Source organism: Mesorhizobium sp. B2-1-1 (genome assembly GCF_006442975.2).
Classification (GTDB): Bacteria; Pseudomonadota; Alphaproteobacteria; order Rhizobiales; family Rhizobiaceae; genus Mesorhizobium.
Map to the genome: position 1 here is coordinate 588,667 of NZ_CP083954.1, position 21,650 is coordinate 610,316.

The window sequence follows — 21,650 nt, forward strand, 5'->3', positions numbered from 1 at the left end:
CACCATGCGAGGTCTCGGAGAACCTCGCGCAGCCGCTACGAGTTACCAGCCGGCGATGATCCGGCGGCCGCTGTCCGGTTCACCCCGTTCGGCCAGGATGGTTGCCTTCGTGTCGATCGTCGGTTCGGCCGACATGCCGGCGCGCAGCTTGCCGGCGAGCCTGCCGTCGTTGATCGCGATCTTCACCGGGATGCGCTGCACGATCTTGGTGAAATTGCCGGTGGCGTTATCCGGGGGCAGCAGCGCGAACTCGAGACCGCTCGCCGGCGACACACTGTCGACACGGCCCTTGAGTGCCACGCCGGGAAAGCCGTCGACCGCGATCTCGACCGGCTGTCCGCTCTGCACATGGGTAAGCTGTGTCTCCTTGAAATTGGCCACGACATAGACCGCATTCAGCGGCACCACCGCCATGAGCAGCGTGCCGGCCTGCACATACTGGCCGACGCGAAGCGAACGGGCCCCGACGGTGCCGTCGACGGGTGCTGTGATCGTGGTGTAGGAGAGATTGAGTTCCGCCTGACGCAGGGCGGCCTGGCTGCTGTCGCGCTCGGCCTCCGCCTTGCCGCGCTCAGTCGTGAGCACGTCGATTGCTTTGCGGGCAGCAACCAGTGTGGCGCGATCCCGCTGGAGTTGGGCTTCGTTTTCGCCAAGGGAGGCTTCGGCCTGCTGGGCGCGTTGGCTGGTGCCGTAGCCGCTTTTCAGCAAGGTTTTATAGCGATCACCCTCCTGCTGCGCGAATTTGAGCTTCGCCTCGGTTGCGGCGACGTTGGCCTTTTGCTGTTCGACCACCGAATGCTGCAGGCCGATCTGGGCGTCGAGGTTATGCAGCGTCGCTTCGGCTGCTTCGACATTGGCTTGCGCTTGGTCTAGCGCGGTCCTGAAGTCGCGGTCGTCGATGCGGGCCAGAACCTGGCCCGCCTTGACGGGAGTGTTGTCCTCGACCAGCACCTCGGCGATGTGGCCCGAGATCTTCGGCGCGACGGCCGTATAGTCGGCCTTGACATAGGCATCGTCGGTCGATTGCAGATACTGCCCGACCGTCCAATAGTCATAGCCGTAGAGCGCAGCCGAAGTCAGGCTGGCCACCAGACCCAACCCGACAACGGTGCGCTTGATCATCGTCTTGCGGGACCGCGGCGCGGGTTTCACCTCAACCGGGTATTCCAAGGTGGCGGGTTTGACGCTTACGGTCATCGTAATCTCCTCTCACGGTCGGGCCGAGTGGCCGATTGGTGCAAGGACGATGCAACGGCAATCTTGATGTGATAATCGAGGAAAGAACGGAAGGATCATCCATTAAGAGCGGATAATCGAAATGGACAGGCTCACGAGCTTGACGGTGTTTGGCCGCGTTGTGGAATGCGGAGGCTTTTCCGCGGCGGCCCGACGCCTCAACATGTCGACGACGATGGTCAGCAACCACGTCCAGGCGCTGGAGGAAAGGCTCGGCGTTCGGCTTCTCAATCGCACCACCCGCAAGGTGAGCCTGACCGAGATCGGCCAGGCTTACTATCAGCGTTCCTCGCAGATCCTCGCCGATCTGGAGGAGGCGGACCGCGTCGCGGGAGCGCTTCAGGCGACGCCGCAAGGCACACTTCGCCTTCATTCCAGCATGAGCGTCATCCGTTTTCTGGCGCCGATCGTTTCCGAATTCGTCAACCTTTATCCGGCTGTTTCGGTCGATCTCACCGTCGGCGAAAGAATGGTCGACATGGTGGAGGAGGGCTTCGACCTTGACGTGCGTTCGCTGCCGCTTCCCGATTCAAGCCTGATCGTCCGGCGGCTGACCTCATGGCGCAACATCGTCTGCGGTTCGCCCGGCTATTTCGAACGCCATGGAACACCGCGTCGGCCCGATGACCTCGCACGCCACAATTGCATGCGCCATGCGTCATATCCTTTCGGTAACGAGTGGCGTTTCGAGGACCCCGACGGCGAGCCCGTTTCCGTCCGCGTCGATGGCAACTTATTGACCAACAGCCAGGAGACGCTCAGACGCCTTGCTCTCGACGGCCGCGGTCTGTTCATACCGCCGCCCTTCCTCGTGGCCGACGACCTGAGCGCCGGGCGCCTTGTCCGGGTGCTGGAGGAATATTCAGGAGTCGAGTTCGCGATCAACGCGTTCTATCCGCATCGTCACCATGTCTCGGCCAAGGTGAGGACTTTCATCGATCTGTTGGCCGAGCGCTTTGCCGAACACCGCAGGTGGATGGAATTGAAGTACTGAACGACGGTTACACCGTCCGCCGCCGGAAAGTCGGCGGGCTGATGTGCCTTCTGATCTCTGGTCGGCCACATGCCGGCAAGGGCCGGAGCGATTGCCAGCACCGACATGGCAAAACCCTCGATCCGGGAGGGCCAGCGCTGAGGCAGCGCGCCCGCTCATGATCCTATTATCCGCTCTTGGCGGATGATCCTTCCCAATCTTCGATGATTATCATGAGTGGGCCCAAGATGCATCGTCTTGGCGAACAGGCAAGGACCTGTTCTTGAACCCAAGTCCAGAACTCAACCTTAGGAGATTTCCATGAAAAAGATCGCTCTTGCCACCGCCGCGTTCCTGGCCATCACTGGCGCCGCACTCGCCGAGAACCCGAATGTCGGCGGTTCCGACATCAATGCGATTGCCCAGGAACAGCTCGACAACACCCACACGTCCTCGATCGCGCATAGTGCAGCCTACGAACTGCTCAATGCGGGCTCCAATGCGGCCATCGCGCAGGATCAGGCGGTCGAGCGTCGCCGGGACCTTTTCGGCAACCGTTAGACACCGGCTCCGGCCGCCGAACCCCCAAAGCAGCGGGCTCATTCGCCGCCTTCGCCTCGGGGTTCGACCGGTCGCGAAAAAAGGAGAAATGCGATGGACGCAGTCGTCAACGGCGCCGCCTTGGAGCGGGCCGAAACAAGGAGTGCACCGCAGCGGCGTGGAGTCGAGGCTCTACAGATTCTGATGGCGCGCGTCGCGGCGATCTTGGTCTGGGTCGAAGCCGGTATGGAAAGGCGCCGGAGCCGCCGCATGCTGATGGAACTCACGGACTCGCAATTGCAAGACATCGGTCTTTCTCGCGCCGACGTTGCCGGCCGAGACTGGAAAACCGATCCTTTCCGCCCTGTTCCAGCCGATGGTCGCTAAATAACCATGACAGGCATCAAGCACCCACCGGGACAAACCGGAAAGCCTTACCTTCATCAACAGGAGAAAGAACATGCAGTTCATGGTCTTGACACGTCGGCGGACGGAAAGCTTCAACGACGCGGACTACACGCCCGAGAGACTGGAAGCCGAAGCCGAAGGCGTTCGCCGACTTTTCATGGCGAGCACCGTGCGACAAATCTGGAACCGCGGCGACATGGGCGGTGCTTGTCTTCTCATGGAGGCCGAAACGGAGGAAGAGGTTCGCTCGGTGCTCAATGCCCTTCCGCTGTTCAAAAGCGGCATGCAGGAAACGACCTCCATTGTTCCGCTACGGCCATATAGAGGCTTTGGGCCGCGGCAATAGAAGATGTCACAAGGCATGCATGGCATATGGGACCTCGGCCAAGCGATCCCTGGCTCCGCAGAGCTTCATTCCCCGCGCGTGCCTGGGAAAAGAACCGTCAGTCTTTGCTCGGCCGCCGCCCAAGCCCGCAGGTGGTAGCTGCGCAGCACGAACACGCTTGCAGCGAAGGCGAGCATCCCGGCTGCCACACCGAGAGCCATTCCGGCGCCGGCTGCCGCTGTGGCGGCTATGCCCGTAAAGACACCTGCGATGGCGCTGCTGATCACGCTCACCATTCCGGCCGTGGTCATGAAATACTGCAACGGCGATGGGCTGAGCCCCTTGTCCACGAGCACCGCCGAGCGATCGTCATGCGTGGAATGAACGAGGTAGCTTTGCATGGCGGGCGCGACTTCGACGTAGTAGTGCCGGATCCGCGCCATTCCACGGGCGTGCACCATGTCCTCGATGGCGACCTGCACGGCGCGGACGAAGGTGACCAGGCCGATGAAGAAAACGCAGGGCAGCAAGATCAGGCTGAACAGCACGAACGGCGTGCCCATTTTCGTGACCTGCGCCACGAATGACAGAGCGATCGCCGCGCTTGAGACCGATGTGAGGAACAGATTGGCGCGCTGATTTGCCTCCTGAATGGTGGCCGCGCGGGCGGTCTGCAGCACAAAGTGCTCGGTTGTCATGCATTGCAGGACTACCCGCGCGTCGTTGCCTTCTTCCGCCATCCCATCCGTCCTCCGGTCGGCTCGACCACAGCGCCGCCGAAATCGCTCAGGATCGGCAGGCCGCCTTCAGTCGCGCATATGCGGGCCTGGCGGCCTTCCGTAGCCGCCGATGGAGCCACGCCGGCCCGAGAGGCTGGGTCATTCCACGCGCTCGAACACATCCAGGCTGGTCCCGAAGGCGCGCCATGCCCCAACTCTGACCATCCTGGCAGGCGCCCCTTCCGCCGATGCGGTAAGGGTCTGCCCTGCAACGGTATGCCAAAGCATCTCGAGCTTACTTTCCCGCAGAATACCGGTGTAGCTCACGGCCGCAGGCCCGGCCTTGCCCTGTCCCGCAGCCGTGAAGCCGATTACGTCGCCGCAAGCAGCGCCATGGATCGGAAGTTCCTGACCAAAGAAACTGCTGTCTTCCAACGCCGTCCTGAACGTGCCGCGGATGACGCCTTCCGCATCGTCCTCGATGATGACGGTCGAGCCGTATTGGTTTCGCCAAGTCCCGATCCAATCTGGCATGGAGCACTCCACGAGCGGTTCGGGATCAACGTGCAGGGCCCGCACGCGTTCCGAGGCTGCCTGCGCCGCTCGGCGTCGAGGCCAACCTCTGGGCAGCCGTCGCCGGGCCGAGTGCGGCGCTGATGCCGCAACAGCGCCAATTCCGGCGCCCGCGTCAGCTGACGTCGATGACGACCATCAGCCCGCCGCCGCCCTTTTGCTCGACATTGTTGTTCGTCGTGTGGTGCGGAATGTGGCAGTGGATGAGCCATTTGCCGGGTCGCCGCGCCGTCCAGACGACATCATAGCGCTGGCCCGGACCGACATTGATGGTGTCGGCGAGGAAGCGGGCCGAAGGGGGAATGGTCTCGCCGTCGCGCGCGACGACCTCGAATGGTCCGCCATGAATGTCGATCGCCGGACCACGATCGGATACGCAGTAGGCCGACAATGTGGATCATGCTTGAACCGATGCCACTCTCCGGCGCCGCGATTGCGAGACGGTCAGCCAAAGGGCTGAGACGAGGAAATAGAAGGCGCCGAAGCCAGCATAGCCTGCGATGTTGGCGATCGAGGGCGGTGCGGACATCTGCGCTTGCGCGATGAAGAAGGCGCCGGCGACAGCCGATTGGCCTCCGCTCAAGATCATGGCCCATTGGCCTCCGGCGGTTTTCCAGCGCCGGATTGCGGTTCCAAGCTGCAGCAGGCCGGAGAAGATTGCCCACGCGCCGAAAACGCCGAGAACCCAATTCATGTTCATCGCCAGCGCCATGATGACTGCAAGGGCGACCACCGAACTGACTGCAACGTTGAATGCTTGCGTAGGATTGACGGCAAGCCCGCCGTTGCGGGAAGCATCGACATAATTGGCGGCTGCATCCCAGGCAGGATAGGCAACAAGCAAGACAGCCGCGATGGACGCCGACTGCCGGCCGACCGTCAAAGCGGCCACGACCCAGACGACGGAAAAGGCCGCACGGGCGAGGTAATACAGCTTGAGCCACTTGTCCTGGTCATTTGAAGCAACTTCAACGCGATCGCGTCTCATTGGATATCCTTCGGGTATGGTTCAATGTTTGTCCGATGCACCTCGGCGACCACAGGTGGCCGAGGCGTTTGTCAAAGAGGGCTGTTTCACCCTCATAGCCTTCACTGTCCGCCCGCCTTCCTCCGAGAGGCGGCGCCAGGTGCAGGCCACAGCCGTCGGCGAATGCGCCGCTCCCGGTGCATGGGAAATGCTCCGGCATTTCGGACGAGCGGTAGGCCTTCACTGTCGCGTTCGTCCGCGCCGAACCGCTCAGCGTATCTTTCGCCAGCGTCGCCGTGACGGTCGACAGCCTGCGAACGAGCGGCGACCTGGCTCACATGGGCGGGACCACGCCATCTTTGCCAACGACGACCTGATGACCGATCGTTCCGCTTGCGGCCTTCTCGCCTGCTATGAAGACGACGGCACCCGGGATCAGATCATCCTGGGTTGCCGGAGCGAGGGTCACGACGGGGGTGCCGTCCGGGATCGCGATCTTCTTTTCCTTGCCTTGGTAGGAAACAGTCACGGTGCGCCCGTCGACGTCCTTGACGGCATCGGCGACTGTTGCGTTGGTCATGCTGCTGTCAGGCTTCAGATCCCACCCGTAGCTTCCCTCACCTGCGCCTTTCAGCGCGGGCGGGAAGATCAGGACTTCCAGAGCGCCGTCCCCGCCCTTGTCCTTCGGCAGCGAGGCAATTCCGACGAAGTCGCCTGGCTTGATATCGGCCACCTTCGCAGCAGCGACGCCGGAGATCTTCCAGCCATCAGCCAGGACAACGTCAACAGTCTCGCCTTCCCGCGTGTTGACCCTCAGCGTCGAAGCGCTGAAGCTCACCACGCTGCCCCTGATGTGGATCTGCTCGGCCTCCCGGCTTTGAGCCTGAGCGGGCGCCGTGATGGCGTAGGTCGCCGGGATACCGATGACCAAGAGAGCCGAGAGGAGTTTGTGAAACATAGGGAATTCCTTTACCTACTAGTTGGTAGTTTACGCGGCGCATTTGTCGATGCTCTTGTCGGGGCGACCCGTCGCTTAGCCGCCCGGCACTGATATCATTCGGGCTTCAGCCTCCGCAGGGTCGGGTCGAGAATTGAAGCGAAGACGCCAGGCTTTCCGTATGCCCGAGCCGATAGCATCGCGCCATGAACGGTGGCCATGAGCGCCTCTGCCTCCACCCGCGCCGGACCAGAGATTTTCAGGGAACCTTGCTGTTCGCCGCGTTCGATGACCGACGTCAGCCACGCCGAGAGAAACTGAAAATACGCCCGTACCTCCGAGACGACCTCGTTCGGAAGCGCTGGAAGTTCGCTTGCCAGCAGCGCACATACGCAGAACGGGATGCTTGCATCCTCGATGCATCTGGCCCAATAACCCGCGTAGGCCTGAACGAGTTCGAGCGGTTCAGGCACGCTGCGCTCGAGATCGGCCATGCCGGCTTCGGCGTTCTCGCGGTAACGCGACACAAGCGTACGCACCAGATCGACCTTGCTGGGGAAGTGGTGGTGGATGCTGGCCTTGCGTATGCCGACCACGGCCGCGATGTCTGCGTAGCTGAATCCATTATAACCGCCGGCGATGATCAGCTTTTGTGCGGAGGCCAAAATCTCGTCAGATGTCGTTGAAAAGTTGCTCATGCACCCTGTCTACCTTCTAGTAGGCAGACTGTCAAGCGGACGGATACCCGCGCAATTAACGGGAGTGCGTCGCGCGGCCATCCCGAGCTTTTCCTGCAAAGCAGTCCACCAGCAGGCTGCCCGGCCGGCTGAGGATCAACGGCTATTTCGCAATTTTTCGATCAGGGTCGAGCATTAATGTTTTCGGCAACACGGGACACTGCCCGGCCGCCCTCGTACCAGTCTTTGGAGCGGTTCACGATCCAGACCACGGTGAGCATGACCGGCACTTCGATCAGCACGCCGACGACGGTGGCGAGCGCCGCCCCCGACTGAAAGCCGAACAGGCTGATGGCGGCGGCGACCGCCAGTTCGAAGAAATTCGAAGCGCCGATCAGGGCCGAGGGGCCGGCGACGCAATGCTGTTCGCCCGAGACACGGTTGAGTAGGTAAGCGAGCCCTGAATTGAAATAGACCTGGATCAGGATCGGCACGGCCAGCAGCGCGATGATCAGCGGCTGCGCCAGGATCTGCACGCCCTGAAATCCGAACAGCAGCACGAGCGTGGCAAGCAGGGCTATGAGCGAGAGCGGCTGAAGCCGCTCGAGAAATCGCTTCAAGGCGGCTTCGCGGCCCGCGGCGAGCAGCCGCCGACGCAGGAATTGGGCGCCGATGACCGGCACGACGATGTAGAGCGCGACGGAGAGGACGAGGGTATTCCAGGGTACGGTGATGGCCGAGAGGCCGAGCAGCAAGCCGACGATCGGCGCGAAGGCGAAGATCATGATGGTGTCGTTAAGCGCGACCTGGCTCAGCGTGAAATGCGGTTCGCCTTTCGTTAGGTTCGACCACACGAAGACCATCGCCGTGCAGGGCGCGGCCGCCAAGATGATAAGGCCGGCGATATAGCTGTCGATCTGGTCGGCCGGCAGATAAGGCCGAAAGAGATACCCTATGAACAGCCAGCCGAGCGCCGCCATCGAGAACGGCTTCACCGCCCAATTGACGAACAGTGTCACACCGATTCCGCGCCAATGCTCCTTCACGTGGCCGAGCGCGGCGAAGTCGATCTTGACCAGCATCGGCACGATCATCAGCCAGATCAGTGCCGCGACCGGCAGGTTGACCTTGGCAATCTCGGCCTCGCCGACGGCGTGGAAGACGCCTGGCATGAGATGGCCGAGAGCGATGCCGGCGACGATGCACAGCGCCACCCACACGGTCAGGTATTTCTCGACGAAACCAATGCCGCCGCCCGCGCTCAAAGCGTGATCGTTCATGATACTTTCCTTGCTCAGCCGGCTTTCGGAAGGTTGAGTATCGCCTCGGCGATGATCGACCTTGCCGAATTGCCCGTGCAGAGGAAAAGAACGTTGCATGGCTCGCTCATGGCGGATGCCTCTTCTAACACTTGCAGGTGACCGCCTGGATCACGGGCCGACAGAGTTCTGGCGCGCCATTGCAGCAGTCTTCCATGAGGTAGGCGAGCAGATCGCGGAATCCCGTCATGTCGGCAACATAGCGGATTGTGCGACCATCGCGCTCGGCGCGGACGAGGCCGGCATGGTCAAGAACCTTGAGGTGCGCCGACATCGTGTTCTGCACGATGTCGAGGCGGGAAGCGATCTCGCCGGCGGGGGTCCCCCCGGCGCCCGCCTGGACAAGCAGGCGAAAGACCTCGAGCCTTGTATCCTGGCCGAGTGCCGCCAAAGCGAGGAGAGCTGATTTTTTATCCACGTATCCATAAATCCAGAACTAAGGCTTCCTAGTGCCGACATATGACAGCCGGGTGACAATAGGCAAGCGCGCTCATCGCGTTTGAAGCTGGGGCAGAAGTTCGGGAACCGCAAAGCGGGCGCCGACCAAATCTCGGATATTCATTGCCGCGATCACTCCTGAGACTGGCGACAAAAGATGCGTGACCTTCGGGACAGGCATTCGGTTCGCTCAACCCACTCGTTGCGGCGTCCGCCGCCAGCCGTTAAACTTAAACAGAGACTGACACACGAGCGTGAGAAGCAGCCGTGAGCGAGCCGACGCAGCGAATGGTCGAGACCAACGGCATCCGCCTCAACGTCGCGGAGCAGGGCGATGGCCCTTTGGTGCTCTTGTGCCACGGCTTTCCCGAATCCTGGTATTCCTGGCGCCATCAATTGAGTGCGCTCGCGGCGGCGGGCTTTCACGCCGTCGCCCCCGACATGCGGGGCTATGGCAAGAGCGATCGGCCGGAGGCGGTCGAACAGTATACGCTCTTCCATCTGGTCGGCGACATGGTGGGCCTTCTCGACGCCCTCGAAGCGCCGACCGCCATCATCGCCGGCCACGACTGGGGCGCCGTCGTCGCCTGGCACGCGGCGCTGATGCGCCCGGATCGGTTTCAAGCCGTCATCGGTCTCAGCGTGCCGTTCCGGCCGCGGGCCAAGGTGCGCCCAACCAGCGTGATGCCGCGAACGACGGACTCCCAATTCTACCAGCTCTATTTCCAGCAACCCGGCATTGCAGAAGCCGAGCTGGAGCGGGACCCCCGGACCACGGTGCGGGCCATGCTTTACGCCGCATCGGGGGATGCCTCGGGCACGAGCGGGGGTGGAATCGGCATGGTTCCACATGATGGAGGTTTCCTGCAAGCCGTCGAGGCACCGCCGGGCCTACCGCCCTGGCTCAGCCAAGGCGACCTCGATTTCTACGCCGGCGAGTTCCAGCGCACCGGTTTCGCGGGAGGTCTCAACTGGTACCGCAACATCGACCGGAACTGGGAGCTGATGGCGCCCTTTGCGGGCGCGCGGATCAAGGTTCCCGCCCTCTATATAGCGGGCGACCGCGATCTGGTTGTCGCCTTCCCCGGAATGGATCAGCTGCTGGCCAATCTCGGAAATTTCGTCCCGCAACTCCGCGACAAGTTGATGCTGCCCGGCTGCGGGCACTGGACCCAGCAGGAACGCCCGGACGAGGTCAACGCCGCGATGATCCATTTCCTCCGGAGCGTGCGGGAACAGCGCTGATCCGAGGACACGACCGGAGCGGAAATCATGGAGATGAGCGTAAAGAGATTTTTTGAACGCTATCAGCGGTTTTTCAAGGAGTCGCTTGGCGGCGGCATGGATATGGATGAGGCCGCGTCGCTCTACACGTCGGAGTTCATAGCCGCCTCGCCTGCCGGCGTCGTGACCGGAAAGAACGACGATCAACTCAAGCAAGTCATGGCTCAGGGCTATGCTCACTACCGGGCAATCGGAACGAAAGAGATGCGGATACGCGACATCGGCATCTCGCCGATCGACGAGCATCATTGCGTTGCCCATGTTGCGTGGACCGCGACCTATGCCCGCGAGGGCCAAGCGGACGTCGGGATAGATTTCGACGTTCACTACCTTGTCCGGAAACTCGACGGGGAGCCGAAGATATTCGGATGGGTGGCGGGCGATGAGCAGGCGCTGTTAAGGAAGCACGGCATCATCTGAGGTCCGCCGCTCCCATTCCCGGTTGTGCTCAGCCCCCTCCTCGGCTTCTGTGTGGTGGCCATCATTGGCTGTGTTTTCGAAGCGCGTCGACAATGACCTTGAAGGCCGGCGAGTTCTGGCGACTGCTTGGATAGTATAGGTAATAGCCGGCGAATTTCGGCGCCCAATCGTCGAGCACGAGTTGCAGCCGGCCGGCGGCAACATGCGCCGTGACCAGATCCTCGGGCACATAGGCAAGCCCGTAGCCGGCAATGGCGGCGTCGACCATCGGCAGGGTCGAGTTGAACACGAGTTGGCCATCGACGCGCACACGCAGAGCCTGGCGGGCCTTCTGGAATTCCCAGGCATAGAGGCCACCGGCGCTGGTCATGCGCAGGTTGATGCAATTGTGGCCGATCAGGTCTTGCGGCGCCTTCGGCACGCCACGTCCGGCGATGTAGGCCGGCGAGCCTACGGCAACAAGTCGCCAGTCCGGCCCGATGCGCACGGCGATCATGTCCTTCTCCACGCTTTCGCCAAGCCGCACGCCAGCATCGAAACCATCCTCGACAATGTTGCGCAATCCGTTGTCCCGGCTGAATTCGAGCTTGATGTCGGGATAGTCGGCAAGGACAGGCCGCAGTTTCGGCCAGACCAGCTGCTCGAGCGCATGATCGGAGACGGTGATGCGCACGGTCCCCGAGGGTTTGTCGCGATAGGCCGTCAGCGCCGCGATGTCGGTTTCGATATCGACGATGCGCGGTGCCAGGGATTGACGCAACCGCTCCCCCGCCTCGGTCGTCGAGACACTGCGCGTCGTTCGCGCCAGCAGCCGCAGGCCCAGGCGCGTTTCGAGCCGCTTGATGGTGTGGCTGAGGGTCGATTGAGTAATACCGATCTTGGCGGCGGCCTTGGTGAAACTGCGCTCCTCGGCCACCATCAGGAACCACAGAAGATCGTTGAAGTTTTCGCGCATGGCCTTCTGCCCCGCTGAATACGGCCCGACGTTATTTATGGCCTGCATCGATAAGTTCAAGCGACTTTCAGCCGCTAATCATTCCAATAGTCCGGCGCTATCTCCTGTCGCGAACGGGCCGCCGATGCGTTTTCCGGCGGCCGGCTTTTTGTGCGTGGTGACGGCTGATGGAAACGACTTACGACGACAGGCTGGTGAAGCCTCGGGCAGCATGGGGTGCGGTGTTCTCGATGACGCTTTGCGTCGCCGTCCTCATCGCTTCCGAGTTCATGCCGGTCAGCTTGCTGACGCCGATCGCCGACGGGCTCGGCATCACCGAAGGCCGGGCGGGACAGGCGATCTCGGTCTCCGGCATCTTCGCGGTCGTCACCAGCCTGTTCATCGCCGGCCTGACGCGGCATATCGACCGCAAGCTGGTGCTGACGTCGTTCTCGCTGCTGCTCGCCGTGTCCGGCTTGGTGGTGACCTTTGCGCCCAACTATGCCGTGCTGATGATCGGCCGCGTCTTGCTCGGCATTGCCATCGGCGGTTTCTGGTCGATGTCCACCGCGATCGTGATGCGCCTCGTGCCGGAGGACTCCGTGTCCGAGGGCCTGGCGATGATCAACGCCGGCAACGCCATCGCGGCAACCATATCGGCGCCGCTCGGAAGCCTGCTCGGCGATTATGTCGGCTGGCGCGGCGCGTTCTTCCTCGTGGTGCCGCTGGCCCTCTTTGCCCTTGTCTGGCAAAGCTTCAGCCTGCCTGCGCTGCCGCCACGCGGCCGCAAGGCGTCGGGCAATGTCCTCCGGTTGCTGCTGCGCCGTCAGGTCGCGCTCGGCATGACCTCGATCCTGTTGCTCTTCATGGGCCAGTTCGCGCTCTTCACCTATCTCAGGCCTTTCCTGGAAACCGTGACCGGTGTCGGCGTTTCGGCGCTCTCGGCGATCCTGCTCGTGATGGGACTAGCAGGCGTCGCCGGCACCTGGACCATAGGCCGGCTGCTCAAGACGCGGCTCTACGGCATCGTCATCATCATTCCGCTGGCCATGGCGCTGTTGGCGGTCGCATTGATCGTGCTTGGATCGATGCCGGTGGCCGTCACCGCGTTGCTCGTCGGCTGGGGCTTTTTCGGAACCGCGGCGCCGGTCGGCTGGGGCACCTGGCTGAGCCGCGCGCTGCGCGACGATGCCGAAGCCGGCGGCGGCTTGCAGGTCGCCGTCATCCAGTTCGCCATCACGCTCGGCGCGGCGGGCGGCGGCCTGCTGCTGGACACGCTCGGCTGGCGAAGCCCCTTCGCACTTGGCGCGGTGCTGCTTGTGGGATCCGCGCTGGCCGCGGCGGCAGCCGCCCATGACCACTCCAAGGGCGCACCATGACACGCAGCCACATGACGCGCCGCACCGCGGTTGCCGCCGCACTGGCAGCCGCGTTCGCACCCTCCGCCGCGCCAGGCCAAGCCGGCGGAACGGACGGACAGGAGAAACCGTTGATGAGGATTGCTATTGAAGTGGACGCAATGCGCCTGACGGCATCCCTGTTCGACAATCCGAGCGCGCAGGATTTCGCCGCGATGCTACCGCTCGATCTGACACTGGAAGACTACGCATCCGTCGAGAAGATCGGCTACCTGCCGCGCAAATTGCGGCTCGAGGGCAGCGGCCCGTTCGACAATGAGGCCATCGGCGACATCGCCTACTACGCGCCCTGGGGCAATCTCATCTTCTTTTATGGCCCCTACCGGTATTCGCGCGGCCTGATCCGGCTCGGCCGGCTGGACAGCGGTATCGCGCCGCTGCTGCGCGGCGGACGCTTCAACATACGCATAGAACGCCTGACATAGCTCAAGGAGAAAACCATGCTCGGAACAGTTCTTTACGGTGCCGGCGACATCCGCTGCGAGGAAGTGGCGGAGCCCGAAATCCTTCATCCCACCGACGCCATCCTCAAGCTCTCGGCCACCTGCATCTGCGGCTCCGACCTGTGGCCCTATCGCGGGCTCCAGCCGCTGAACGAACCGATGCATATGGGCCACGAATATTGCGGCGTGGTGGTGGAAGTGGGCAGCGCGGTGAGAACGGTGAAGCCCGGCCAGTTCGTCGTCGGCTCGTTCTGCACCTCCGACAACACCTGCCCGCATTGCCGCTTCGGCTTCCCCTCGTCCTGCGAGCAGCGCGAGTTCATGAGCCGGGCGCAGGCGCCGATGCTGCGCGTGCCGCTTGCCGACGGCACGCTGGTCGCCACCCCCGGCATGCCCGAGGACGATCTGATCCCGAGCCTGCTGGCGGCATCGGATGTGCTTGGCACCGGCTGGTATGCCGCCGACGCCGCGCGCGTCGAGCCCGGCGCGACCGCGGTCGTCGTGGGTGACGGCGCGGTCGGGCTGATGGGCGTGCTTGCGGCCAAGCAGATGGGCGCTGAGCGCATCATCGCCATGAGCCGCCACAAGACGCGCCAGGATCTCGCGCTCGAATTCGGCGCCACCGATATCATTTCGGAGCGCGGCGATGACGGCGTGGCGCGGATCAAGGATCTGACCCGCGGCGTCGGCGCGGAATCCGTGCTGGAATGCGTCGGCACGCAGGAATCCATGATGCAGGCGATCAACTGCGCCCGCCCCGGCGGCTCGATCGGCTTCGTCGGCGTGCCGCATGGCGTCCAGCTCGACGGCCAGGGCCTCTTCTTCGCCCAGAAGAGCCTGCTCGGCGGCCCCGCGCCCGTGCGCCGTTTTCTTCCGCATCTGATGGATCTGGTGCTGGAGCGCAAGGTCAATCCCGGCAAGGTCTTCGACCTGACCCTGCCGCTGGCCGATGTCGCCGAGGGCTATCGCGCCATGGATGAGAGGCGGGCGATCAAGACGCTGCTTCGTCTGTAAGCGCCGCGCTGCGTTCAGCCCACAAATGCAGGGGAGCAAATCTTAAGGAGACCAAAATGAAGAAAATCCTGACAGCAGCGGCCGCGAGTGTAGCGGGAGGCATGCCCGTGCAAGCGCAGGGCATCGAAATCCGCACAAACGGCAGCACGCCGGCGATGATCGGAGCGGCAGAAAACTTTACCGGGCAAGCGGTCATCACTGCGCTGTTTCCCGCCACCGAGATAACGCGCGCAAGCACGGGGCTGGTGAACTTTGCTCCCGGAGCGCGCACCGTCTGGCACACCCATCCTGCCGGTCAATTGCTGATCGTCACATCAGGCCAAGGCTGGATTCGCGAAGACGGCAAGGAGGCCCTCGTCATCAATCCAGGCGACGTCGTCTGGATTCCCGCCGGGGTGAAGCACTGGCATGGCGCAACCGCCACCAGCCCGATGGCCCATATCGCGTTGAGCTACATGCATGACGGCAAGAATGTCGACTGGCTGGAGCCTGTCTCCGACGAGCAATACCGCTGACCGTACGCAGGAACGAAAGGCATCATCATGAAACCTTCAACCATTCTCGCACTCGCTTTGTCGATGGGGGCTGCCGACGCTGCGGCGCAGACGGGGTCGCAGACCGACAGCCTGCCTCCAGAGGATTTGCAGGCCGTCTCGCCCGCCCTTGCGCGCTATGCGACGGACAAGCTTGCCAATGACGTTTGGAAGCGCCCCGGCCTGTCGCGGCGCGATCGCAGCATCGTCACCATCGCGGCGGTGGTCACCCGGAACCAGGGCATACTCCTGCCGGAGCAGTTGAGCCTCGCCCTCGACAGTGGCGTGAAGCCGGCCGAGATCTCGGAGATGATCACGCATCTTGCCTTCTATGCCGGGTGGGGCAACGCGATGGCAGCCACGGCCATCGCCAAAGCGGTGTTCGAGGCACGCGGCATCGGGCCGGACCAGCTCCCCAAGGCTGTCGTCGATTTGCTGCCGCTCGACGAAAAGGCGGAGGCCGATCGTGCCGCACGGGTCGAGCAAGGCACGGGACCGGCGTCGCCGGGCCTGGTGCGCGACACGACGGAAGTGCTGTTTCGCGACTTGTGGCTGCGTCCCAACCTCGCGCCGCGCGACCGCAGCCTGGTGACGGTCAGCGCACTGGTCGCCGCCGGTCAGGTGGAGCAGATTCCCTATCATCTCAACAGGGCCATGGATAATGGACTGACGCGCGCCGAGGCCTCGGAGGTGATCAGTCATCTCGCCTATTACGCGGGATGGCCAAACGCTTTCTCGGCAGCCCCGGTCGCACGCTCCGTATTCGAGAAGCGCTCCGCCGACTGACCGTTTTCGGCCGTGACGACTTCTCCGTTCGAGCAGCGCGAAGTAGCAATGCGGAGAGCATGTGGAGAACTGCCCAGGGCAAATTCAGTGCGGCCTGGCGGATCGAGGCCGAAAGCCGACGCGGGCGGTATGACCTGACATTGCGCTCAGCCGGCGCGCGATCCCGGCGCTTCCGGCCGGAGATAGACCGTCAGGCAGCAGCAACAGATCGCCAGTCCGGCGATCGGGTATTTCAGGGCGACGACCGCCGCCAAGCCGAAAAGGCACAGCGTCACGATCGAGCGGATGCGCATGACCTTGCGCACCTTGAGCGGAACGGTGTCGGCCGGCATCGGGCCGATGAGTTCCCGGATCAGGAGAATGTAGGTCAGGTTCACCAGGAAGAAGACGACCGCGTAGAACGCCACCGGCTGCGGGGCCAGCTCGCTGACCGCCATCCACGCGGTTGCCAGCGGCAGCAGCGACACCGAGAACAGGTGCGCGAAATTGTACCACATCAGGCTGGTCGTCGCCGCCGTGGCATGGCGCAGGAGATGATGGTGGTTCGCCCAGACGATGGCGATGAAGAGATAGCTCACGCCGTAGCTCAGCCATGTCGGCCACAAGGCCAGCAACGCAGTGAAGGTCGGCACCTCCGGTGGGCGCAGGTCAAGCACGAGCACGGTGATAAGGACGGCGAACACGCCATCCGAAAATGCGCTCAATCGCTCAAGCCCTGTCGAGGGAAGCACCTGGAGTGTCCTTGTCGAGGTTCGTCCGGCCTATGGTAGCATCGCCACCCGCAATATCCATGGCTGCCCAGTTGAGATCGCTAACGCGTTGCTTCGCGCCAAGTCCAACTCCGCTCACGACGCCTTGGCCAGAAAGCTCTGGTAATCCGATTTGGCCTGCAGCAGGCGCAGCACGTTCTCGCGCGAGCCGCGCACATGGGCGCGCGCCAGGGCGCCGGCGCGCTTGGCGTCGCCGGCGCAGATCGCCTCGACAATCTCGGCATGCTCGTCGCGGGCGATCTTCCATTCGTCGAGCCACAGCAGTTCCGTCCAGACATAGTGCTGGCACTTGTCGAGGATGCCGCACAGCATGCCGTGCAGCATGGCATTGCCGCTGATTTCGGCGATGACGCGGTGCAGGTCGATGCCGACTTCAAGCTCCTGGAATTTTTCCCTTGTGGTTCGATCCGCAATGGCGGCCAGCCTCTCGCATTCGGCCAGCATGACGCGCAGCCGCGCCTTGTCTTTCTCGGTGGCCGCAGCCGCCGCCAGTTCGGTGGCGTGGCCGTCGAGCAGTTCGCGGATGTCGAAGGCCTCGCGGAACATGTTTATGTCGAACTCGGTGACGGCGTAGCCCTGCCGCGGCCGGCCGGTGACCAACCCGTCGCGCTCGAGGCGGTTGAAGGCCTCGCGCACGGGCGTGCGGCTGACATTCAGCTTTGCCGCAATGTCGCTCTCGGTGACGCGCGCGCCCGGCGGGATCTGGCCGGTCACGATCATTGCCTTGAGCGCGGAATAGACCGAGTCGCGCAGCGTGTTTTTTGTTTCCTTGGCCAAGTTCCGTATCCAGTCTCCGGTCCGTGCCGGAAATCGATGTGTTTCGCGCGTAGCTGTATTCAAAATCGGCGCGTTTTGCCATTCCCCGGCCCCGGGTCGGTGGCCCCAAGGCCCCGCCGAGCGGTGTTGACTTCGCTGATCCCCGAGCTACACTCAGAATTGTATACAAAATCGCATGCGAAATCAAAAACAATGGGAACGCCGGTTGGAGAACCGAAATGAACAGCACCAAAGGCATTAGCGTCGTTGCCATAGCGGGCCTCATGGCAACGGTCACGGCGCCCGCCGCGGCAGGCGACACCATTACCGTCGCCTCATGGGGCGGCACCTATCAGGAGGCGCAGGCCAAAGCCTTCTTCAAGCCGACCGCCGATGCGCTCGGCATCACCATCAAGGAAGACACCACCAACGGTCTCGATGACGTGCGCCTGCAGGTGACAGGCAACGCGGTGAAGTGGGACATCACCGAGCTCGGCGCCGACGAATGCGCGCGCGGCTCGAAGGAAGGGCTTTTCGAAAAGCTCGACTACAACCTCATCGACAAGAGCGGCATCAATCCCAAGCTCGTGCATGACGACTGGGTCGGCATCTCCTACACCTCCGTGGTACTCGTCTACCGGACCGACGTATTCGGTGACAAAGGCCCCAAGACCTGGGCCGACTTCTGGAATGTGGAGAAGTTTCCCGGACGGCGCGCACTGAGCAGCAGCCAGGCGACGGAGACGCTTAGCGTTGCAGCCCTCGCCGAAGGCATTCCGATCGACAAGGTCTATCCTGTCGACATCGACGGCGCGCTGAAATCGGTCGACAAGATCCGTGGCCATGTCGATGCCTGGTGGACTTCCGGCGCGCAGGCCATGCAACTGGTGAAGGACGGCGAGGTCGACATGGCAAGCATCTGGAACGGCCGCGCCGGCACCTTGAAGAAGGAAGGCGCGCCGGTCAGCTTCTCCTTCGACCAGGGCGTACTCACCGCCGACTGCATGGTCATTCCCAAGGGCGCCAAGAACAAGGAGGTCGCGATGAAGGCGCTGGCGATGTTCGTCAGTCCGCAATTACAGGCCAATCTGCCGCTTTATGTCGACAACGGACCGGTCAACGAGAAGGCGTTCGAGACCGGGAAGATCCCGCCGGAGCGGATCAAGGACATCAACTCGTCGCCTGAGAACGTCAAGAAGCAGGTGCTGCAGGACGCCGAGTTCTGGCGCGACAACCTCGTCGAGGCGACGGAGAAGTTCAACAATCTGATCCAGCAATAGACCGGAAACCCTGACATTGCGGGGCCGCCTGGCCCTGCTTCTTGGAGTCCTGCCCAGGAGAAAACAATCTTGTCCATTGCGCCATCCGCGCTGCCGATCGGCATGCGCGCGATAGAGAAACGTTTTGGCTCCGTATCGGTGCTGCGCGACCTCAATCTCGACGTCGCGGCCGGCGAATTCCTGACGTTGCTCGGCCCTTCCGGCTCCGGAAAGACGACGCTGCTGATGATCCTGGCGGGATTCGTCAGGGCCAATGCCGGCTCAATCAAGGTCGGCGACGAGGAGATCATCACCACGCCGCCGCACAGGCGCAATATCGGCATGGTGTTCCAGAACTATGCCCTGTTCCCGCATATGAACGTCTTCCACAACATCGCCTTTCCGCTGAAGCAGCGCCGCGTTCCGGCCGCCGAGACGGTGGAACGCGTCGAGAAAGCGCTGGAGTTGGTGAAGTTGCAGGGCCTCGGCGAACGGCGCGTCGACCAGCTCTCCGGTGGCCAGCGCCAGCGCGTGGCGCTGGCGCGCGCCATCGTGTTCGAGCCGCGCATCGTGCTGATGGACGAGCCGCTGTCGGCGTTGGACAAGGGCTTGCGCGAGCACATGCAGATCGAACTGCGCGCCCTGCATCGGCGGCTTGGCATGACGACTGTCTATGTCACGCACGACCAGCGCGAGGCGATCACCATGTCGGATCGTATCGCCGTCATGAATGCCGGGCGCATCGAGCAGCTCGACAAGCCCGAAATTCTCTACGCCGCGCCGCGCACCCGGTTCGTCGCCGGCTTCATCGGGGAATCGAATTTCATTCCCGTCGAATGCCGCAGCGGTTCGGTCTGGTACGAGGACAGGCAAATCCACACCGCGGCGCCGGCGCCGGCATCGGGCCAGCAGCTGATGGTGGTGCGGCCGGAAAAGCTGCGGCTGCTGTCAAATGCAGAGCCGGCCAAGGGCGTCAACGTGCTCAGCGCGACGCTCAGTGACGTGATTTATCAGGGCGACAGCTTCGTCTGCTACGCCGTGCTGCGCGACGGCAGGCAGCTGACATTGCGCGACTATTGCCGCAGCGACGTGCTGGCCAGGTTGCCGGCCTCCGGGCAGCCGATCGCGCTTGGCCTCGATGCGCAGGATACGATCCTGGTGGCGGCGGACTGATGAGCGTGCAAACCGCCACGATGGACGAGGCAATTGGCGCCATGACCCAGGACCTGAACGCGCATGCGTTGCGCGCCGATGCGCGGCGCGAGCAGTTTCGGCTGTTGGCGCTGCTGTCGCCAAGCCTGTTCCTCGTCTTTGCCATCATCATCGTGCCGATCGGCTGGCTGTTCTGGCTGTCGCTGTTCGACGAGGCCGGCGTCTTGAGCGCGGCCAACTATGCGCGCTTTTTCGAGCAGACCTCCTACATCAAGACCTTCCTCACCACCTTCAAGGTCGCCTTCATCGTCACCGCCGCTTGCGTGCTGCTGGGCTATCCCTTGGCTTATATGCTGTCGCAATTGCCGCGCCGGGCGGCGTCGATCTGCCTGATCTTCGTCATCCTGCCGTTCTGGACATCGGTGCTGGTGCGCACCTATGCCTGGCTGGTGATCCTGCAGCGCAAGGGGCTGATCAACAGCTGGCTGATCGACCTCGGAGTCATCAGCCAGCCGCTGCCGCTGGCCAACAATTTTTCCGGCGTCGTCATCGGCATGACGCATATATTGCTGCCGTTCCTGGTGCTGCCGCTCTACGCCTCGATGAAGACCATCGACACCGACTGCCTGCGCGCCGGGATGAACCTGGGCGCCGGCCCCGTCGCCACCTTCCGGCAGATCTTCTTTCCGCTGTCGCTGCCCGGCCTCGCCTCGGGCGTGGTCATCGTCTTCGTGCTGTGCCTCGGTTTTTTCGTCACGCCGGCGCTGATGGGCGGCGGCAAGGTTGTCATGTGGGCGATGCGCATGGAACAGACCACCAGTCTCTATTCCAACTGGGGCGCCGGCGCGGCGCTCGGCGTCGTGCTGCTCGCGGTCACGCTGGCGCTGCTCGGCCTGTTCCAGTGGCTGCTCGGCGCGCGCGCCACAGGTGTGTGGAGTTCGCGATGAGTGGAGATGTCGGCCTGCCGATCTCGCACCGGCAACGTCTGTGGCTCTATGCGCTGGGCGGCCTCGTGCTGCTGTTCCTGATCGCGCCGTCGGTCATCATCGTCATCATGTCGTTTTCGGATTCGACGCTGCTGCAGTTTCCGCCCCAGCAATGGTCGCTGCGCTGGTACCAGACCTACTTCCAGTCGCCGGAGTGGCGCGACGCGACGGTCGTCTCGGTCAAGGTGGCCGTTATGACAGCGCTGGTGGCGACGCCGCTCGGCACGGCCGCCGCCTACGCCATCAATCGCGGCACGCTGCGCTTCAACGGCAGCATCAACGCACTGATGACGGCATCGCTGATCGTACCTGTGATCCTGATCGGCATCGGCACTTTCTTCCTCTACGCGCGCATCGGGCTGAACAACACGCTGACCGGCCTGGTCATCGCGCATACGGTGCAGGCGCTGCCGCTGGTGGTGCTGACGGTGCTTTCGGGCCTGCGCTCCTACGACATGAACCAGGAGCGCGTGGCGCGCAGCCTGGGCGCCGGACGCGTAGCCGCCTTCTGGCAAGTTACCATGCCGCAGATCCGCTTCTCGATCGTCTCGGGCGCGCTGTTTGCCTTCATCACCTCCTTCGACGAAGTGGTGGTTTCGCTGTTCATCTCGGGCGGCGAGACGACGAGCTTGACGCGCCGCATGTTCAACGCCCTGCGCGACCAGATAGACCCGACGATCGCTGCCATCTCGACCTGCCTGATCGTGCTGTCGGTCGTGCTCTTGTCGGTGGCGCAGATCTTCGGCAGACGGCATTGATTTCACCGGACCAATTGGCTTCAAG

26 protein-coding genes and 2 pseudogenes are annotated in these 21,650 nt (G+C 63.1%); 15 read left to right on the forward strand and 13 right to left on the reverse strand.

Annotation, left to right across the window (positions count from 1 at the left end; genetic code table 11):
* Window positions 1-42: 42 nt before the first annotated feature.
* Window positions 43-1,197: an HlyD family secretion protein gene (locus FJ972_RS02800; protein WP_140524240.1), complete on the reverse strand. Its 1,155-nt coding sequence runs from the start codon at window positions 1,195-1,197 to the stop codon at window positions 43-45.
* Between the two features lie 121 nt (window positions 1,198-1,318).
* On the opposite strand from FJ972_RS02800, the gene FJ972_RS02805 reads away from it, so the two are divergent.
* From FJ972_RS02805 to FJ972_RS02820, 4 genes are all read left to right on the forward strand, one after another.
* On the forward strand, window positions 1,319-2,230 hold the full coding sequence (locus FJ972_RS02805) for a LysR family transcriptional regulator (protein WP_140524242.1): 912 nt from the start codon (window positions 1,319-1,321) through the stop codon (window positions 2,228-2,230).
* Window positions 2,231-2,530: 300 nt separating this feature from the next.
* Window positions 2,531-2,770 (forward strand): DUF680 domain-containing protein, encoded by a 240-nt coding sequence (locus tag FJ972_RS02810; protein ID WP_140524243.1) that lies wholly within the window; start codon window positions 2,531-2,533, stop codon window positions 2,768-2,770.
* Between the two features lie 93 nt (window positions 2,771-2,863).
* Complete coding sequence (locus tag FJ972_RS02815; RefSeq protein ID WP_226880488.1) at window positions 2,864-3,136, forward strand: DUF1127 domain-containing protein; 273 nt, start codon at window positions 2,864-2,866, stop codon at window positions 3,134-3,136.
* Window positions 3,137-3,209: 73 nt separating this feature from the next.
* A complete protein-coding gene (locus FJ972_RS02820) occupies window positions 3,210-3,503 on the forward strand; it encodes a muconolactone Delta-isomerase family protein (RefSeq protein ID WP_140514283.1) in 294 nt (97 codons plus the stop codon).
* A 65-nt stretch (window positions 3,504-3,568) separates the two neighbouring features.
* Here the strand turns inward: FJ972_RS02820 and FJ972_RS02825 are convergent, their stop codons facing one another.
* The 9 genes and pseudogenes from FJ972_RS02825 to FJ972_RS02865 all read right to left on the reverse strand — a co-directional run bounded on the left by FJ972_RS02825 (window position 3,569) and on the right by FJ972_RS02865 (window position 9,092).
* Entirely contained in the window at window positions 3,569-4,222 is a 654-nt protein-coding gene (locus FJ972_RS02825) for a hypothetical protein (RefSeq protein ID WP_140524245.1), read from the reverse strand.
* A gap of 138 nt (window positions 4,223-4,360) precedes the next feature.
* Complete coding sequence (locus FJ972_RS02830) at window positions 4,361-4,735, reverse strand: avidin/streptavidin family protein (RefSeq protein ID WP_140514279.1); 375 nt, start codon at window positions 4,733-4,735, stop codon at window positions 4,361-4,363.
* 154 nt (window positions 4,736-4,889) lie between these two features.
* Window positions 4,890-5,123 (reverse strand): annotated as a pseudogene (locus FJ972_RS02835) (multicopper oxidase domain-containing protein); the annotation flags it as partial.
* A gap of 48 nt (window positions 5,124-5,171) precedes the next feature.
* Entirely contained in the window at window positions 5,172-5,762 is a 591-nt protein-coding gene (locus tag FJ972_RS02840) for a DUF308 domain-containing protein (protein ID WP_140524247.1), read from the reverse strand.
* 313 nt (window positions 5,763-6,075) lie between these two features.
* Entirely contained in the window at window positions 6,076-6,699 is a 624-nt protein-coding gene (locus FJ972_RS02845) for a hypothetical protein (protein ID WP_140524248.1), read from the reverse strand.
* A 95-nt stretch (window positions 6,700-6,794) separates the two neighbouring features.
* Window positions 6,795-7,376, reverse strand: a complete 582-nt coding sequence (locus FJ972_RS02850) for a TetR/AcrR family transcriptional regulator (RefSeq protein WP_140524250.1) — start codon at window positions 7,374-7,376, stop codon at window positions 6,795-6,797.
* Between the two features lie 161 nt (window positions 7,377-7,537).
* On the reverse strand, window positions 7,538-8,635 hold the full coding sequence (arsB, locus tag FJ972_RS02855; protein WP_140524252.1) for an ACR3 family arsenite efflux transporter: 1,098 nt from the start codon (window positions 8,633-8,635) through the stop codon (window positions 7,538-7,540).
* Window positions 8,636-8,652: 17 nt separating this feature from the next.
* Window positions 8,653-8,745: pseudogene (locus tag FJ972_RS02860) on the reverse strand (arsenate reductase ArsC); the annotation flags it as partial.
* Window positions 8,746-8,759: 14 nt separating this feature from the next.
* On the reverse strand, window positions 8,760-9,092 hold the full coding sequence (locus FJ972_RS02865; RefSeq protein WP_140524254.1) for an ArsR/SmtB family transcription factor: 333 nt from the start codon (window positions 9,090-9,092) through the stop codon (window positions 8,760-8,762).
* A 287-nt stretch (window positions 9,093-9,379) separates the two neighbouring features.
* Between FJ972_RS02865 and FJ972_RS02870 the strand changes: the two genes are divergently transcribed.
* A complete protein-coding gene (locus tag FJ972_RS02870; protein ID WP_140524256.1) occupies window positions 9,380-10,357 on the forward strand; it encodes an alpha/beta fold hydrolase in 978 nt (325 codons plus the stop codon).
* A 27-nt stretch (window positions 10,358-10,384) separates the two neighbouring features.
* Entirely contained in the window at window positions 10,385-10,816 is a 432-nt protein-coding gene (locus FJ972_RS02875; protein ID WP_140514275.1) for a nuclear transport factor 2 family protein, read from the forward strand.
* Between the two features lie 61 nt (window positions 10,817-10,877).
* On the opposite strand, the gene FJ972_RS02880 is transcribed toward FJ972_RS02875, so the two are convergent.
* Complete coding sequence (locus FJ972_RS02880; RefSeq protein WP_140524258.1) at window positions 10,878-11,771, reverse strand: LysR family transcriptional regulator; 894 nt, start codon at window positions 11,769-11,771, stop codon at window positions 10,878-10,880.
* 167 nt (window positions 11,772-11,938) lie between these two features.
* On the opposite strand from FJ972_RS02880, the gene FJ972_RS02885 reads away from it, so the two are divergent.
* From FJ972_RS02885 to FJ972_RS02905, 5 genes are all read left to right on the forward strand, one after another.
* Window positions 11,939-13,129 carry an MFS transporter gene (locus tag FJ972_RS02885; RefSeq protein ID WP_140524260.1) on the forward strand — a complete coding sequence of 397 codons (1,191 nt, stop codon included), beginning with the start codon at window positions 11,939-11,941 and terminating at the stop codon, window positions 13,127-13,129.
* 113 nt (window positions 13,130-13,242) lie between these two features.
* On the forward strand, window positions 13,243-13,593 hold the full coding sequence (locus FJ972_RS02890; protein ID WP_319023022.1) for a cyclophilin-like fold protein: 351 nt from the start codon (window positions 13,243-13,245) through the stop codon (window positions 13,591-13,593).
* A gap of 15 nt (window positions 13,594-13,608) precedes the next feature.
* Window positions 13,609-14,625 carry a zinc-dependent alcohol dehydrogenase family protein gene (locus FJ972_RS02895; protein WP_140524264.1) on the forward strand — a complete coding sequence of 339 codons (1,017 nt, stop codon included), beginning with the start codon at window positions 13,609-13,611 and terminating at the stop codon, window positions 14,623-14,625.
* Window positions 14,626-14,681: 56 nt separating this feature from the next.
* Entirely contained in the window at window positions 14,682-15,140 is a 459-nt protein-coding gene (locus tag FJ972_RS02900) for a cupin domain-containing protein (RefSeq protein ID WP_140524266.1), read from the forward strand.
* Window positions 15,141-15,167: 27 nt separating this feature from the next.
* A complete protein-coding gene (locus FJ972_RS02905) occupies window positions 15,168-15,944 on the forward strand; it encodes a carboxymuconolactone decarboxylase family protein (RefSeq protein ID WP_140524268.1) in 777 nt (258 codons plus the stop codon).
* A gap of 146 nt (window positions 15,945-16,090) precedes the next feature.
* Here the strand turns inward: FJ972_RS02905 and FJ972_RS02910 are convergent, their stop codons facing one another.
* Window positions 16,091-16,648, reverse strand: coding sequence for a TMEM175 family protein (locus FJ972_RS02910; protein ID WP_246674104.1), 558 nt, complete (start codon window positions 16,646-16,648; stop codon window positions 16,091-16,093).
* 141 nt (window positions 16,649-16,789) lie between these two features.
* The gene (locus FJ972_RS02915) at window positions 16,790-17,491 is read right to left on the reverse strand and encodes a GntR family transcriptional regulator (RefSeq protein ID WP_181168535.1); all 702 of its coding nucleotides are present in this window, start codon (window positions 17,489-17,491) and stop codon (window positions 16,790-16,792) included.
* A 218-nt stretch (window positions 17,492-17,709) separates the two neighbouring features.
* Between FJ972_RS02915 and FJ972_RS02920 the strand changes: the two genes are divergently transcribed.
* From FJ972_RS02920 to FJ972_RS02935, 4 genes are all read left to right on the forward strand, one after another.
* On the forward strand, window positions 17,710-18,750 hold the full coding sequence (locus FJ972_RS02920) for an ABC transporter substrate-binding protein (RefSeq protein WP_140514265.1): 1,041 nt from the start codon (window positions 17,710-17,712) through the stop codon (window positions 18,748-18,750).
* 69 nt (window positions 18,751-18,819) lie between these two features.
* Complete coding sequence (locus FJ972_RS02925; RefSeq protein ID WP_140524271.1) at window positions 18,820-19,902, forward strand: ABC transporter ATP-binding protein; 1,083 nt, start codon at window positions 18,820-18,822, stop codon at window positions 19,900-19,902.
* Complete coding sequence (locus FJ972_RS02930; RefSeq protein ID WP_140524273.1) at window positions 19,902-20,828, forward strand: ABC transporter permease; 927 nt, start codon at window positions 19,902-19,904, stop codon at window positions 20,826-20,828. Before FJ972_RS02925 ends, FJ972_RS02930 begins: the two co-directional genes overlap by 1 nt.
* Complete coding sequence (locus FJ972_RS02935) at window positions 20,825-21,625, forward strand: ABC transporter permease (RefSeq protein WP_140524275.1); 801 nt, start codon at window positions 20,825-20,827, stop codon at window positions 21,623-21,625. The genes FJ972_RS02930 and FJ972_RS02935 overlap by 4 nt, the downstream gene beginning before the upstream one ends.
* The last annotated feature ends 25 nt before the right edge of the window (window positions 21,626-21,650 follow it).